Source organism: Nitratireductor mangrovi, assembly GCF_007922615.2.
Taxonomy (GTDB): Bacteria; Pseudomonadota; Alphaproteobacteria; order Rhizobiales; family Rhizobiaceae; genus Mangrovimarina; species Mangrovimarina mangrovi.
On record NZ_CP042301.2, the window covers coordinates 1,900,864 to 1,916,669 of the forward strand.

At 65.5% G+C, this 15,806-nt stretch carries 12 protein-coding genes; 4 read left to right on the plus strand and 8 right to left on the minus strand.

Going from position 1 to position 15,806, the window contains the following annotated elements; translation table 11 throughout:
* Positions 1-70 precede the first annotated feature (70 nt).
* From FQ775_RS09370 to cpaB, 7 genes are all read right to left on the minus strand, one after another.
* Positions 71-1,027, minus strand: coding sequence for a type II secretion system F family protein (locus tag FQ775_RS09370; protein WP_146297818.1), 957 nt, complete (start codon positions 1,025-1,027; stop codon positions 71-73).
* A complete protein-coding gene (locus tag FQ775_RS09375) occupies positions 1,027-1,992 on the minus strand; it encodes a type II secretion system F family protein (protein WP_146297819.1) in 966 nt (321 codons plus the stop codon). The genes FQ775_RS09370 and FQ775_RS09375 overlap by 1 nt, the downstream gene beginning before the upstream one ends.
* 11 nt (positions 1,993-2,003) lie before the next feature.
* Positions 2,004-3,434: a TadA family conjugal transfer-associated ATPase gene (locus FQ775_RS09380; RefSeq protein WP_146297820.1), complete on the minus strand. Its 1,431-nt coding sequence runs from the start codon at positions 3,432-3,434 to the stop codon at positions 2,004-2,006.
* Positions 3,435-3,443: 9 nt separating this feature from the next.
* Positions 3,444-4,655, minus strand: coding sequence for a CpaE/TadZ family protein (locus FQ775_RS09385; RefSeq protein WP_146297821.1), 1,212 nt, complete (start codon positions 4,653-4,655; stop codon positions 3,444-3,446).
* A gap of 11 nt (positions 4,656-4,666) precedes the next feature.
* Positions 4,667-4,924: a hypothetical protein gene (locus FQ775_RS09390; RefSeq protein WP_146297822.1), complete on the minus strand. Its 258-nt coding sequence runs from the start codon at positions 4,922-4,924 to the stop codon at positions 4,667-4,669.
* Positions 4,921-6,336 carry a type II and III secretion system protein family protein gene (locus FQ775_RS09395; RefSeq protein ID WP_432420066.1) on the minus strand — a complete coding sequence of 472 codons (1,416 nt, stop codon included), beginning with the start codon at positions 6,334-6,336 and terminating at the stop codon, positions 4,921-4,923. The genes FQ775_RS09390 and FQ775_RS09395 overlap by 4 nt, the downstream gene beginning before the upstream one ends.
* Before the next feature lie 70 nt (positions 6,337-6,406).
* Positions 6,407-7,306, minus strand: a complete 900-nt coding sequence (cpaB, locus tag FQ775_RS09400; protein ID WP_246730314.1) for a Flp pilus assembly protein CpaB — start codon at positions 7,304-7,306, stop codon at positions 6,407-6,409.
* A 245-nt stretch (positions 7,307-7,551) separates the two neighbouring features.
* Here cpaB and parE point away from each other — a divergent pair, with 245 nt between their 5' ends.
* Together parE and FQ775_RS09410 are read left to right on the plus strand one after the other, a co-directional pair.
* Positions 7,552-9,603 carry a DNA topoisomerase IV subunit B gene (parE, locus tag FQ775_RS09405; protein WP_146297824.1) on the plus strand — a complete coding sequence of 684 codons (2,052 nt, stop codon included), beginning with the start codon at positions 7,552-7,554 and terminating at the stop codon, positions 9,601-9,603.
* 206 nt (positions 9,604-9,809) lie between these two features.
* A complete protein-coding gene (locus FQ775_RS09410) occupies positions 9,810-13,112 on the plus strand; it encodes a CHAT domain-containing protein (protein ID WP_246730363.1) in 3,303 nt (1,100 codons plus the stop codon).
* A 16-nt stretch (positions 13,113-13,128) separates the two neighbouring features.
* Here FQ775_RS09410 and FQ775_RS09415 read toward each other — a convergent pair whose 3' ends face one another.
* Entirely contained in the window at positions 13,129-14,271 is a 1,143-nt protein-coding gene (locus tag FQ775_RS09415) for a DUF2336 domain-containing protein (protein WP_146297826.1), read from the minus strand.
* Between the two features lie 155 nt (positions 14,272-14,426).
* Between FQ775_RS09415 and FQ775_RS09420 the strand changes: the two genes are divergently transcribed.
* Positions 14,427-14,882: a MaoC family dehydratase gene (locus tag FQ775_RS09420; protein WP_146297827.1), complete on the plus strand. Its 456-nt coding sequence runs from the start codon at positions 14,427-14,429 to the stop codon at positions 14,880-14,882.
* The gene (locus FQ775_RS09425; RefSeq protein WP_146297828.1) at positions 14,882-15,760 is read left to right on the plus strand and encodes an HpcH/HpaI aldolase/citrate lyase family protein; all 879 of its coding nucleotides are present in this window, start codon (positions 14,882-14,884) and stop codon (positions 15,758-15,760) included. The genes FQ775_RS09420 and FQ775_RS09425 overlap by 1 nt, the downstream gene beginning before the upstream one ends.
* Positions 15,761-15,806 lie beyond the last annotated feature (46 nt).

Here is a 15,806-nt window from a genome sequence, read left to right on the forward strand (position 1 = left end):
GACATTAAGCCGGCGTTCGGCGAGCGGCTAGAAAGCGGCGCACCCGTTTCACCGGGCGTTAACCGCGCTGCTATTCGCCGGTGGAGAACTTCACGATCAGAGGGATGATGGCGACCATGATGACGACCGGCAGGATGCAGACCGTGACCGGGATCGACATCTTGGCCGGCAGGGCGTGCGCCTTTTCCTCGGCGAGCGACATGCGCTTGTGGCGCATGTCGTCCGAAAACACCCTGAGCGCGCCGGAGAGGCTGGTGCCGAGCTCCTTCGACTGCTGCAGCAAGGTGGCGAATGAACGAACCTCTTCCAGGCCGAGACGCTCGGCAAGCGACTTCAGCGCGTCGTCCATGCTGCGGCCGGCCCTCAACTCGATCGAGACCAGATGCAGGTTCTGCCCCAGCGCCGGATAGGTCTGCATCAGTTCGCGCGAGACCCGCTCTATGCCCGCCTCCATGCTCATGCCGGCGTCGGAGCAGACAATCATCAAATCCATGAAGTCGGGGAAGCCGTCGCGGTATTCGCGCATGCGCGTCGCCATCTGGCGGCTGAGCGCGAAGCCGGGAGCGTTGTAACCGGCGGCGGCCAGGGCCAGCACCGTCAGCCAGCGGGTCGCGCCGGACGCCTCGGCGAACAGCGTTGCGCCAAGGATCATGCCGGCAACGCCGCCAGCCACCATGGCGACAAAACGGGCAAGGAAGAAGATGCCGACGGCGCGCGGGTCGAGATAACCGGCGCGAATGAGCCTCATCCTGAGCCGGGCGACATTGTCGGGATCGCTTCGCGCGTAGAAGTCCTGTGCGGACTTGACGACCTTTTCCTGCGTGGCGTTGCGCGCTTTGGCCGGCTGCGCCGCTGCCGGCTCTTTGACACCCGGCGAAGGAACCTTCAGCCGCCGCTTGACGTCACCCTTTTGACCGCTGCCGGCCAACACCGGATAGGCGAGTACGCCGCCCCCAACCAGGAGCAGAAAAATGGCGGCCGTGACCCTGGCGTCGAGCGCGGCGAATATCGTTGTGAGCGTATCCATCAGAAGCGGAAGCTCGCCATCTTGAACATCACCGCGTTGCCGAGCAGCAGCCAGCCGACCGTGCCGCCGATCAGGTACCAGGTGAGCGGCTCGTCCATGCTCTCGCCATACATGTCCGGCGCCACCACGGTCATGGCGAGCGCCAGCAGGACCGGCAAGGCGCTGAGGATATAGGCCGACATGCGGCCCTCGGTGGAGATCGAGCGCACCTTGCGGCGCAGCTTGCCGCGGTCGCGAATGACGTTGGCGAGCCCGTCGAGGATCTCGCGCAGATTGCCGCCGGTGGTCGACTGGATCGACACCGCCGTGACGAAGAGCGGCAGATCCTCGTGACCGACGCGGCGGTACATGTCGTTGAGCGCCGTCACCAGATCGGACCCGTAGGTGACCTCGTCGGCAATCATTCCGAACTCGGTGCCGATGGGATCGGGCATCTCGCGCGCCACCATGGCGATGGCGACCGGCACCGGATGGCCGGCCTTGAGGCTGCGGGTGATCAGTTCCAGCGCCTCCGGCAACTGGACCGCGAATTTCTTCAACCGCTTCTTGCGCAGATAGCGCAGCACGAAGACCGGGAAGCCGATCGCGGTCGGAAGCATTGCCAGGAGCGCGAAGCGCAGCGGCAGCCCGAACCAGCCGGCGACGATGCCGGCCAGGATCGCTGCGCCGGTGGTGACGGCCAGGAATTGCGGCAGCGGCATCGTCAGCCCGGACTGGGTGCGCAGATCACGCAGCCGGGCCAGCGACAAGACGGAGCCGCGCCCGCCGTCGCCGCGCTCCTTGCGCAGCTGGATCAGCACCTGCTCCTGGGTGAGTTTCGACTGGTGCAGGCGCATGCGGCGATTGATCGTGCTGCGCCGGTCCTTGCGTCCCGCGACGAGAAGGTAGACCGCCTCCGCGACCATGATGGCGCAAAGCGCCGCCGTGGCATAGATGACGTGAAGCGGGCTGATGGCCTCGAGCATCGCCGCGCCGCCTATTCCTGCGGCCGGCCGGGCTCGAAATAGTGACCCGGAAACTCGATGCCCATGGCCCGGAGATCGCCGAGGAAGCGCGGCCTGATCCCGGTCGCCTCGAAATGGCCGATGATGGTGCCGTCACCCTCGGTGCCGGTGCGCACGTAGCGGAAAATCTCCTGCATCTGGATGACGTCGCCTTCCATGCCCGTGACCTCGGCAACGCTGGTGACCTTGCGCTTGCCGTCCGACAACCGGGTGAGCTGGACGATCAGATCGAGGGCAGAGGCGATCTGGCTGCGGATCGAGGAGACTGTCATCGGCATGCCGGTCATGCCCAGCATCTGCTCCAGACGGCCGATGGCGTCGCGCGGCGTGTTGGCGTGGATGGTGGCCATGGAGCCTTCGTGGCCGGTGTTCATCGCCTGCAGCATGTCGAAGGCCTCCTCGCCGCGGCACTCGCCCAAGATCACGCGGTCGGGGCGCATTCTGAGCGCGTTCTTGACCAGGTCGCGCTGGCGGATTTCGCCATGGCCCTCGATATTGGCGGGACGCGTCTCCATGCGCGCCACATGCGGCTGCTGCAGTTGCAGTTCGGCAGCGTCCTCGATGGTGATCAGGCGCTCGTCCTCCGGGATGAAGGCCGAAAGCGCATTGAGCATCGTCGTCTTGCCGGTGCCGGTACCGCCCGAGATGATGGTCGTCTTGCGGGCATGAACGGCAGCCGCCAGAACCTCTGCCATCGGCTGGGTGATGGCGCCGAATTCGACCAGCTTGTGCAGCCCGAGCTTGTTCTTGGAGAATTTTCGGATCGAGACCAGCGGCCCGTCGACGCCGACCGGGCGGATCGCGGCGTTGAAGCGCGAACCGTCGAGCATGCGCGCGTCGACCATGGGCTGGCTTTCATCGACGCGGCGGCCGACGGCGGCGACGATCTTGCTGATCACGCGCAGCAGATGCGCCTCGTCCTTGAACGGGACGTGGATCTGCTCGAGCTTGCCATGACGCTCGACGAAACAGTTCTCATGGCCGTTGATCAGGATGTCGTTGATGCTCGGGTCCTTCAGCAGCGGCTCCAGAGGTCCGAGACCGACCATCTCGTCGACGATGTCGCTGACCAGGTCCTCGAGTTCGGCGACATTGATGGCAAGCCGTTCCTCGCGGGTCTTTTCGGAGACGAATTCATGCACTTGGCGGTGCATCTCCTCGCGCGGCAGCTTTTCCAGCGCGACGAGGTTGATCTCCTCGATCAGCATGCGGTGAAGCCGCACGCGGGCGTCAACCACGCGGTTGGAGGTTTTGGACGTGGCATCGTTGTCCGGCTTGGCCGGTGCCTTCTGGGATTTGTGCGCGGACGGAATCGTTACCGCCACGGCACGTTCGGGCGCCGCCTCGGCGGTGGGCTGCGGCGCGGCGCCGCGATTGCGCAGCAGGGTGAAGCGGCTCGACATCGGCGCCCCCTACCCGGCCCGCCTCAACAGGCGGCGTCCGAAGGCAAACAGCGATCGCGAACTCGCCACCGGGCCGGCGCCGGCTTCTGCCGGGAACACGATACGACGCAGGTCTTTCAGGACGTTGGCTTCGGCGTCGATCTGATGCAGCGGCACGCCACGATCGACAGCTTCGCGGACCAGCTTGTAGTTGTTGGCGATGCCACCCGCAAAATGCTCGCCGAGCAGTTCCTCGACATCATTCTGCTTGACGCCACCCTCGAAGCGGCGCGCCTCGAAACGGTTGACGATCACGCTCGGACTGACCTCGCGGCCGGCGGCCTGCGCGAACGCCTGGATCAGGCGCTGGGTGTTGCGCAGGCAGGGCACCGTCATCTCGGTGACGATGTAGATCTTGTTGGAACCGAGCAGCACGGTCTCCGTCCAGGGGAACCAGGTCCGCGGCATGTCGATGACGACGTTGTCGAAATAGGCCGAAACGAGGTCGAGCATGCGCACCACGACGTCGGTGTCGAAAGTGCGCATCTCTGTCGGCCGCGCCGGCGCGGCCAGCACGCTGAGGCCGCTTTCATGCTGCGAGAGCATGACCTCCAGAAGCTGGCGGTCGAGGCGCTCGGGCTGGTTCTCGATTTCGGAAATATCGAAGCGCGGTTCCAGATCGAGATATTCTGCGCAGGCGCCCTGCTGGAGATTGAGATCGACGACGCAGGTCGAGGCGCCACCCCCAGTATCATGCAGTTGAAAGGCGGTCTGGATCGCCAGCGTGGTGTTGCCGACGCCGCCGGCGGCCGGCACGAAGGTGTGGATCTGGGCTTCGGACTGTTCGTCCCGGCCAGGACCTTTCAGCGCTCGGATGCACGAACGGACGAGGTCGGCCGTGGTCACAGGCTTGACCAGGAAGTCGGCTACCTTGAGCTGGACCAGGATGCGCGCGGCAGCAGCATCGAAACTGGCGGAGACGACAAGCACCGGCGCGCCGCCGTCGAGCCGCCGCACGAGCCTTTGCAGGGCCTCGAGTTCGGCCAGCTTCGTCGCGTCGAGATCGACGACCACCGCGCCCGGTTCCGCCTGGATCACCTCGCCATGCAGGTCGGCGACGTTCTTTTCGACCACCTTGAGCTCGATCGCATCCGAGGACGCAAACGCCGAGCGCGTTTCCTTGACGAAGTCGCGGTCGGTCGAAACCAGGACGATGCTTTTTGCGGATGTCTCGGTAGCCATTCCTTGCGGTCCTAGTTGTCCGGTTTGTCGGCGTTCGTCGCCGACGTCACAACAGGCCGCTCCGCCGGCACGCGCAAATCGGTGTCTTCGACCCCGCGCTGCCACGGATCGACCATCTGCATCACCGAATTGGAGGCAGCGGCGTCACCGGCTCCTGTGGTCACGCCCTCGATGCGCAGAAAATCGTCATTGGCGCAGCCTGAAAGCAGCAGCGCTATCGCCACGCCCGCGCCGGCAAACGCGGAGCGCAAAGGAGAGATCGGCTTCATTCTGCAAGCTCCAGGAAGTGGCCGGGACCGGAGGCTACGGCGGCGGACTGGACGCCGCCGACCCGGGCGGCCGCCTGCGCGCGGCGGCCATCGACAAGACGCGCCTCCTCCTGATCGCCGAGGAAATAGTCGACCGGGCTCGCCGGTGCGGTCTTGTCGGTAGCCGCGACCGGCTTCTTCGACGGGTCGATCGGCTTCACCAGGTACGGCGTAACAATGATCACGAGGTCGGTCTCGCGACGCTGGTAGGCCTTCGAGGAGAACAGCTTGCCCAGCACCGGCAGCCGCGACAGGCCAGGCACGTTCTGCGTCGTGACGTCGTTCTGGGTCTGCAGCAGGCCGGCGATCATGAAGCTCTGCCCGCTCTTCAGGTCGACGGAAGTGTGGGCGCGGCGCACAATGAAGCCCGGGATGGCGATGTCGCCGATCTGATAGGAAGCCGAGGTATCGATCGAGGAGACTTCCGGCTCGATCTCCAGGCTGACCAGCCCATCGGCGAGCACCTGAGGCGTGAAGTCGAGCCCGACACCGTATTTCTTGTATTCGACGACGATCTTGTCCTCGTCCTGGGCAACCGGGATCGGGAACTCGCCACCGGCCAGGAAGCTCGCCTTTTCGCCCGAGCGGGCAATCAGGTTCGGTTCGGCCAGACGCCGGGCTACGCCCTTGTCTTCCAGTGCACGAATGGCCAAGTCGACGGAGAAGCCTCCGGAGACCAGTCCGGCGATAATGCGGCCAGCCGGCGTGTTGGACGACGAGTTCGGATTGGAGTTGAACGAGACGCCGCCGCCCGCGCCGACATAGCTGACGCCCAGGGCGGTCCCGAGTTCCTGGCCGATCTGGCGGTTGATCTCGATGAAGCGGACGTTCAACTGCACCTGCTGCGAAGAGGTGATGTCGACCGAATTGATGATCTCCTCGCCGTCGGAAAAGCGGCTGGCGATACGCTGCGCCTTGTCGGCTGCCACGGCGTCCTCTGCCTCGCCCGACAGCACGAGCCGGCCATTGGCGCTCTCGACCTTGATCTTGGCGCCCGGCACCGCCTGGCGGATGGTCGTGGCAAGCCGGTTGGTGTCGAGCGTGACCTCGATGTCGACGGTGCCGACCAGTTGCTTCGCCTCGTTGAAGAGCGCGATGCCGGTGGTGCCGAGCTTGTGGCCGAGCACGTAGAAGGAACGGTCGGTGAGCGGGTTGACGTTGGCGATCTCGGGATCACCGATGACGATTTCGTAGAACGGTGTGTCGGTGCGGATGGTCTGCGGCTTGCCGCGCGCGACCTTGACCGTCGCCGGCCGTGAGGCGGAAATCTGCACGACGCGGCTGGTACTGTCGCCATTGGCCTCGGCCGATCCCAAAAATGGCACCGCGGACAAGCAAAGCGCCAGCAGGAAACGCCCCGCTGCGGCGCGCAAGCGCCTCGTTTTGATCACCCCGCGATCAGACATCTCAGTTCCCCTCGCCGGACAACCGGCTCCCCTTCGATCACTCCTCGGGCGCAATCACCTTATAGCTCTGCGCCTCGAGCCCGCGCGTGACGATCACCGTCTTGAACTGCGGCCCTTCCTCGGCGGTCATGCGTTCCACCGCCTGCGAAATGCGTTCGGCGACCGAACCGCCGAAAGCCGAGATGGTCATCACGCCGGCTTCGGTCGTCCTGGCCTCGCCCGCCGAACGCAACGAGAGCGACAGCGAGCCGACCGTGCGGGCCAGTGCGATCTTCTGGGCGCCGTCGACCGTCACCTCGACAGTGACCGAATTGACCACCTGGGGACTTGTCTGGCGCTCGTCGGCACCCTGCCCCACGGTCAGAACCTTGACGTTTTCGAGCACGATCTCGCTGGTCACCGTCGAACCGGACGCGCCTTCGGCGGCACGCGCCACCTCGGCGATCTGGCCGGCATTGCGGGTCAGCATGATGTCGACGCGGTCGCCGGGCGTCACGAAACCTCCGACCCCCGCGATCTCGTCGGTCTTGATGGTGACGGCGCGCATGCCGGGCGAAAGCAGATTGGAGAGAGTCGCGCGGCCATCCGGGCCCGAGAGCTTGGAGGCCAGAACAGGCTCGTTGGGCTCGATCGGCGAAAGCACCACTCGCCCGCCCTGTGCCAGCAGCCCATCGATGCTCGCGAACGCGCCTGCAGGCAGCGCCTTTTCCGGCCAGCTGATTTCGGCAAGCGCATCGCGATCGAGATCCGCGCCGTAGCGCAGCGGCTTCTGCGCCACCACGATGGTACCGAACGCGATGCGCGGAGCCGGAATCGCGACCTCGACCTCGGCCGTGCGCGCGCTGGCGGCACTCTTGAGCCAGTAGTCGGCAGCGAAGATCGCAATTGCGCCGAACACGGCCGCAATGCCGATCATGGTGATGATCTTGCTTCTCACAAAAAAAGCCCCGCAGATCGCCCAGTTCGTTCGATCAAGGAGCAAGCCTGCGCGACAAAGCTGAAAAAAGGACCAGTGCGGTCGTTAAATTGCCGCGCAAATCGCGCAACTGGTTAGCCGCGCGTTAGCCTGAATGTGCAGAATTGACGTTTCCCGACCCTCGACCCGACAGGGCCTGATATCAAGGCCGGCCGGTTTCGTGGCAGTATCGAAAGTGATTCGCAGACCGGACAATCCAGGTACCCATGGACGACAGCAACGACCTTTTCGCAACGCTCGACAAAGGCACGCCACGGCCGGCGCCGGATGCCGCGCCGGCGCCACGCAAGGCGCCTGCCGAACGGCCGCTCGCGCCGCCAAAAGATGGCAGCGAAGCCTACAGTGCCGCCGACATCGAGGTTCTGGAGGGGCTGGAGCCGGTACGGCGGCGGCCCGGCATGTATATCGGCGGCACCGACGAGAAGGCGCTGCATCACCTCTTTGCCGAGGTGATCGACAATTCCATGGACGAAGCGGTCGCTGGCCACGCGACCTTCATTGAGGTCGAACTGGGCGCCGACGGCTATCTGACCGTCACCGACAATGGTCGCGGCATCCCGGTCGACCCGCATCCGAAGTTCAAGACCAAGTCGGCGCTGGAAGTGATCATGACCACGCTGCACGCCGGCGGCAAGTTCGATTCCAAGGTTTACGAGACGTCCGGCGGCCTCCACGGCGTAGGCGTCTCGGTGGTCAACGCGCTGTCGGATTCGCTTGAGGTAGAGGTAGCGCGCGGGCGCCAGCTCTATCGGCAGCGCTTCGCGCGCGGCAAGCCGCTGGGACCGCTGGAAAAGCTCGGCGAGGTGCACAACCGGCGTGGCACCCGGGTGCGGTTTCACCCCGACGCTGACATTTTCGGCAAGGGCGCGCATTTCGAGCCGGCGCGCATCTACCGGATGGCGCGCTCGAAGGCCTATCTGTTCGGCGGTGTCGAAATCCGCTGGTCTTGCGCGCCGGAACTGATCACCGGCAAGGATCAGACGCCGGACAAGGCCGTGTTCCATTTCCCGGGCGGGCTCAAGGACTATCTCACCGCTTCGCTTGGCAGCGAGTTCCAGGTCACCCGGGAGATGTTCGCCGGCAAAAGCGAACGCCAGGGTGGCCACGGCTCGGTCGAATGGGCCGTCACCTGGTATGGCGGCGACGGCTTCGTCAATTCCTACTGCAACACGATCCCGACGGCCGAGGGAGGCACCCACGAGGCCGGGTTCCGCGGCGCGCTGATGCGGGGCCTGCGTGCCCATGCCGAGCTGATCGGCAACAAGCGCGCCTCCATCATCACCTCCGAGGACGTCATGGTGTCGGCGGCGGGCATGCTGTCGGTCTTCATCCGCGAGCCGGAATTCGTCGGCCAGACCAAGGACCGGCTGGCGACTGTCGAGGCTCAGAAGATTGTCGACGCCGCGGTGCGCGACAGTTTCGACCACTGGCTGGCCGACAATCCCCAGGAAGCGACCAAGCTTCTCGACTGGGTGATTGCGCGCGCCGACGAACGCGTGCGCCGGCGCCAGGAGAAGGAGGTTAGCCGCAAGAGCGCGGTCAGGAAGCTGCGCCTGCCGGGCAAGCTCGCGGACTGTTCGCAGAACGCGGCGGCGGGCGCCGAAATCTTCATCGTCGAGGGTGACTCGGCCGGAGGCTCCGCAAAACAGGCGCGCGACCGGCAATTGCAGGCTGTGCTGCCGCTGCGCGGCAAGATCCTGAACGTCGCCAGCGCCGGCCATGAGAAGCTGACCGGCAACCAGCAGATTGCCGACCTGATCCAGGCGCTCGGTTGCGGCACGCGCTCGAAATACCGCGAGGACGATCTTCGCTACGAGCGTGTGATCATCATGACCGACGCCGACGTCGACGGCGCCCATATTGCCTCCCTCCTGATCACCTTCTTTTACCAGGAGATGCCGGAACTGATCCGCGGCGGCCATCTCTTCATGGCGGTGCCGCCGCTTTATCGCATCAGCCAGGGCGGCAAGGTCGCCTATGCGCGCGATGACGCCCACAAGGACGAATTGCTGGCGAACGAATTCACCGGGCGCGCCAAGATCGAGGTAAGCCGGTTCAAGGGTCTGGGCGAGATGATGGCGGCGCAGCTCAAGGAAACCACCATGGACCCGAGGAAACGGACCTTGCTCAGGGTCGACGTGCTCGACGATCCCGAAGCAACCACCTCGACCGTCAGTGCGTTGATGGGCACAAAGCCGGAAGCGCGCTTCCGGTTCATCCAGGAGCGGGCAGAGTTTGCCCGCGATCTCGATATTTGAGCCAGGTCAAGCACCACCTGATTGCTAAACCTTCGGTGATGCTTGCAACCATCTGTTGATGCGTTGCAGGAAGGGCGTTCCAGACACTGGAACGCATCTTGCGGACTTCTCTACGTTGCCTCGCCCGGTGGCTGCCGCATTTTCCGGCAAGATGACCTAGATGTATCACGACTTTCTCTGAACGGGAAAACGACTAACCTTTGCCTATGGAATGCCTGAAACGTCTGGCTGGAATTGCCGTCGCGCTGACGCTTGGCTGGGCCTGCGTGGCAAACGCGCAGAGCGTTGCTCCGGCAACGGTCGAGGCCATCACGCAGGCCCGCGATCTCGCGCAAGGCACGGAGGCCGATGTCGATCGGGCGCTCCGGCTCCTCGATCAGGCGCGGAGCGCGCTGGACGAAGCGGACCATGTCAACCGCTATGTTCTGGCCGCATCGGCGGCCTCGATCGCGCGGATCAAAGGACGGCTGGCGCGCGCAGGAGACCTGTTTGCGACCGCAGCCGAGGCCATCGCCCAGGTTGACGGCCAAGAGGATCGCCACGCGTCGACGCTGGAGGCCCGCGCCAACACGCTGCTGGAAGCCGGCCGGACCGAGGCCGCGCGCGGGGCCTATGAAGAGGCAGATGCATTGCGCACCACGAGCGGCACCGCGCGCACGAGCGCGGCACTCGACGGCGCCACCGCCCGCCTCACCCAGGCGGTCATCTCCAACATCGAACCCCAGATCGTCGCCGCCATGCAGCGGCTGGCGGTTGCGCTGCCCAACAATCCGGACCTGCAGCCGCGAGCCGAGCTTTCGGGGCTCATCGCCCTGGCGCGCGGCTACGGCCATCTCGGACTTTACGACGGGATGCTGGCCTTTTCAGAAAGCGCCGAGCAGTTCCTGCTGACCGCCGGAACCGAACGCAAGCTCGCCGCCGCCGGCAATTCGGGTGGTGTACTCGCTTGCGTCGAGGAAGAGGCATCGCGGCGCGACCTCGCCAGCGTGCTGATCTTGGCTGCGGAGTTTGACGCCGCCGAACGCGTACTCACCGGCGCGCTCTTTCTCGAGAGCTGTGCCGAGATCGTCGCCGGGCCGCAGGGCCGCTACCTAAGAAGCATGCTGGCGCGGCTGGCGCTGGCTGCGGGCGCTCCGGTGATTGCGCAGACACGCCTCGCCGAATTCGTCCGCAACGACAATGACGGCGACGTCGAGGGCCTCGACAGGGCGCTCGCCGAAGCGCGGCTGGCGGCGGCCGAAACCCAGTTGGGCTTCCTCGGCCGGGCCGAGCGCTTCTACGCCAGCGAAGCCGCCGCCAGGGGGTTCGAACTCGTGGACTACCAGGTCGAACACCTGATCGCCTGGTCGCTGCATGACTTCCTCTCCGATCGCAGCGGCGCTGCGCTTGATCGGCTTGCGATCGCGGCAAGGACTGTGGATGAGAAGCGACCACACGACTGGCTGTTGCGGGCGCGGATCGATTTCCGCCGCGCCTACCTGCTCATCGACGAGGGACACGTGGTACAGGCCCGGCTGGTGAGAAAGGCGTTCGAGGATCGACTGGAAAGCCACCCCGGCAAGGCCGAGGGCACGGCGAAGCTGGCCTTCGGCACCCCGAGGGCCGACGCGATTCTCGCCTCGCTGCGCGGGTTGTTCGACCTGCTCGTGGCCACCGAAACGTCGGACGCGGACGCCGTCGCTGAGGCCCTTGCCGCCTTCAAGACAGCCGGCGCTCCATCATTGCCCGGACTGGAATATTTCGGCCAGCGCGCCGTCCTCGATGCCTGCGTAATGACCAGCGCGATGAGGGTCTGCAGCAGTGAGATGGCGATGAATTTCGCCCTGCCCTACAACGTGCCTTATCGCCTGCCGACCCTGCTTTCCTCGCAACAACTGCCGAACCTTTCGGGAGATCTTTTCCGCTACGGTCCGCTGCGCGAGCGACTCTATGAGCCGCTGAGCGCCAGGCTCTGGCAAGCTGCTCGCCGCGCTGCAAAGGAAGCCCGCGAGGCGGTCGGCAACAATCCCGACTATGCGATCCTGTCCGCCGCGATCGAAGGCGGCGGCACGGCATTCGAGATGGCCCAGCAGCTTATCGAAGGCGGCGCCGAGACGACAGCAACACAGGTTTCCTTCCGGTTGGCGGCCGGCGACAGCAGGCTCGGCGAGTTGATCCGCCACCGCGACCAGCTTTCGGAGCGCATTTTGCGGGCGCGGCTTACGTTGCTCGACAGCAGCAATCACGCGGTAGACGACGACCTTGCCGAACTCGCTGACGTGCAGCAACGGATCATGGAAGACTTCCCGGACTTCAGGGCGCGCTACCGTTCCGATCCGATCAGCTGGTATGACATACGCCAGCTGCTGCGGCCGACCGAGGCGGCCATGCTTATCCACACCGCCGACGCGTTCACCGACGTGTTCCTCGTCGACAACGAAAGGCTCTACTGGCACCGCGCCGACCTCGGCAGAGCGGAAATGACGCAGCGCGTGCGCGCCCTGCGCGCCGGCCTCGACCCGACTGGCGGCGCACGCAGCGTAAAGGCGCTGAATAGCGTGAAGGACAGAACCGGTTTCGATCATACGGCCGCCCATGCTCTCTACCGAAAACTGTTTTCCGGACTGGACGACGCAATTGGCGACAAGGAGCTTCAGGTCGTCGTCAACGGGCCGTTGGCCGCCTTGCCGCTTTCGGTGCTCGTCACCGATCTGCCGGCTCAGGAAGGCGAGAGTGCAAGCAGACGCACGCAATGGCTCGCCTTGCGCAACGCGGTAACGGTCTTGCCGTCGCTTGCCATGCTGCGGCTGCGTGACACGGCAAAAGCACCCACGCCCGGCACGGGTTTCGTCGGCTTCGGCGACCCCGCCTTTGCCGGCAACGCCAGCGAGAACGCGACAACCCGCGCTGGCAGAGCTGCCATCCTGTCGGAACTCGCGCCCTTGCCCGGCACGCGCCGCGAGATCGAGGCGATCGCGTCGATCTTCCCCTCCGAGGCACGCGATATCCGCCTTGGCGAGGCGGCGACGGAAGCGGCCGTGCGTGGCGCCGACCTCACCGGGCACGGCGTCGTCGCATTTGCCACCCATGGCCTGCTGGCGGGCGATCTCGGCGCCGACAGCGAGCCCGGGCTGGCGTTCACGCGGACCGGGAGCACCGCGGAGGATGACGGTTTCCTCACCGCGTCCGAGGCCGCGACGCTCAAGATCGACGCCGACTGGCTCTTGCTTTCGGCATGCAATACGGCGGCTTCGGATGGCGATCCGGACTCCGGCGGCTATTCCGGGCTGGCTCGCGCCTTTCTGTTTGCCGGTGCGCGCTCGATCCTTGTCTCGCACTGGCCGGTGCGGGACGACGCCGCCCCTGCCCTTACCGTCAGCGCGATCAAATGGTTGCGGGAAAACCCCTCGGAAAGCCCGGCGCGGGCGCTGCAGCAGGCGATGGTCGAGATGATCCGCTCACCACAGCTTCCAGGTCATGCGGACCCCTCGGCCTGGGCGCCGTTCGTACTTTTTTCCGGAGGCCGCTAAAGCGCTCCGGCAGCCGTCAGGCCGCCGCGATCGCCATGGCATGACCGCGGGCGTTGTCGCGCAGCACGTCGAGATGGATCGATTTCAGGAGGTTGGCGAGCCCGGTGCAGTCGACCGGGTCGGCCGCAATGCCGTTCTTGTCCTGCAGCCCGCGCAGCATCAGGAAAGACACTTCCTGGGCGCCAGCGACACGCTTGCCGTTGGCGACCTCGCGCCAGATACGCAAGGCGGAAAGAATGGTGCCATGAAGGCCCGCAGGGAGTTTCGCGGCCCGGAAGAGCGCGCAGAGCGCCCCGTCGCGCCCGCCGGCAAGCAGCGAACGCACGCGGATTTCAGACTGCCCGGAGAGCGCGACCAGCGCGGCACCGAGGAAATCAATCTTGCCGTACGCGACCACTCGCACCAGGAAGGCCGTGGTCAGGTCGCCGCGCAGGCGCAGATGCTCCACCAGCGCCGCGTGTTCGCCGGTGCGCACGCTTTCGATCAGGGTCAGGGAGGCGCGCGTGCAAGCCTCGCGCGTCAGCCGTTCGGCTCGCGAGCGGCCGATCAGCGCCAGCACCAGCGGTGCGTCCCGGAAAGCCTCACCAAGCTTGAGCAGAAGTTCGTGTCGTGTTTGCGGGGGCAGTTGCGGGTGCGCGACGAGCGCTTCACGAACGAGAGCGACATGGCCGAAACGTTCGGCAATGCGGCGGAAGCTGAAGGACGCGATGCCGGCACCGGAATTTTTCAGCAGTGACACGCAAGCCTTTTCGCAACCGACTTCGGCGATCGCCGCCGACAGCGACATGGAAACGGCGGCGCGGGCCGCGATCAGCGCTTGCGAGGCATCGCCGGCGGCGGCTACCAGATCGATGAGATCCGCGTCCGTCAGGACCGGCGACAGCGCCAGTACCGGTGCTGCGACCTCGGGCTGGTCGGCGGCAAGCGCCGAAACGATCTGCTGCGGTGCGCGCGGGCTGAGAGCCAGCGCCTCGGCCATGGCCAGACGTACCTTCGGCGATGGATCGTCGAGCAGCATCGTCAGCGCAGCCTCTGCCGCGCACCGATCCTCAAACTCCAGCGGCGAGACGATATAGGCGCGGGCAAGCGCGTTGGCAGCCGCCGCGCGCTCGGCGACCCGCGCCGTTTCGATCCATTTGAGGAAGTGATGAACGATCATCCGTGTCTGTCGCGCCCCACCGATGCGACGACCGTAGGGTCAATTGGTTTACGAACGGTTCACCATGCCTGTTAACCGGCAAGCAACCACATGAACGCTTGCGGCGCGCCCATCAGGCTCCTATCAGACACCATGCCGGCAAGAGGAGGGTGTCGATGGCAGGGCTTTATCTTGATGAGTTCCGGCCCGGCGAGGTGATCCGCCACCCGCTGACCAAGACCATTACCGAAAGCGACAACATGCTGTTTTCGGTGATGACGCTCAATCCGCAGCCGCTCCATATCGACTTCGACTTCGCGGCGAAGAGCGAATGGGGCAAGCCGCTGGTCAATTCGCTGTTCACGCTCGGCCTGATGATCGGCATTTCGGTGCACGATACGACGCTGGGCACGACGATCGGCAACCTCGGCATGAAGGAGACCGTGTTCCCGCATCCGCTTTTCCACGGCGATACCGTGCGGGTCGAGACCGAGATCGTTTCGGTGCGCGAATCAAGATCCAAGCCGGATCGCGGCATCGTGGAGTTCGAACACCGCGCCTTCAACCAGGACGGGGTCTTGGTAGCGCGCTGTGTGCGCCAGGCGATGATGCTGAAGAAGAGCACCGCCTGATGCGCTCGCTGCTCTTCGTTCCGGGCGATTCGGAAAAGAAGCTGACGAAGGGTCTCGGTTCCGGCGCCGACGTTCTCATCGTCGATCTGGAGGATTCGGTTGCCCTCGCCGCCAAGGAAACCGCGCGGCGGATTGCGGCCGAGTTCCTTGCCGAGGCCTCTCGTTCCGACGCGCAGCGCTTCTATGTAAGGGTGAACGACTTCACAACGGGGCTGACCGACGACGATCTCGCCTCCGTGGTCGCAGCGCGGCCGGACGGCATCATGCTGCCAAAGGCGGCCGGTGGCGGCGACGTCTTGCGTCTGGCCACCCGGTTGCGCGTGCACGAGGCTGAAGCGGGGATCGACGATGGCGCTCTCCGCATCATCCCTCTGGTCACCGAGACGGCTGCCGGACTGCTCGCCGCCGCCACCTACAATGCCGACCTGCCGAGGTTGGCCGGGATCACCTGGGGCGCGGAGGATCTCTCGGCCGACCTGGGGGCACGGGCCGCGCGCGACGAGACCGGGCGCTTTACCGACGTCTTCCGGCTGGCGCGCTCGATGACGCTGCTGACTGCCGCTTCCTGCCAGACGGACGCGATCGACACCGTTTTTGTGGATTTCCGCGACATGGAGGCCCTGAAGGCCGAATGCATCGAAGCCGAGCGCGACGGTTTCACCGGCAAGATGGCGATACACCCGGCCCAGGTGCCGGTGATCAACAAGGCGTTCACCCCCTCCGCGGAGGCCGTGGCGGAGGCGCGTGCCATCGCCGACGCCTTCGCTCAATCCGGCAATCCCGGCGTGGTCGGCATCGGCGGCAAGATGTATGACCGCCCGCATTTGCGCCGCGCCGAACGGCTACTGGCGCGCGCGAGCGGGATCACTCTCAGCTGAGAACCATCCAGGCGATCCTGTTGCGGGTGCCAACCCCAGCGCAGGG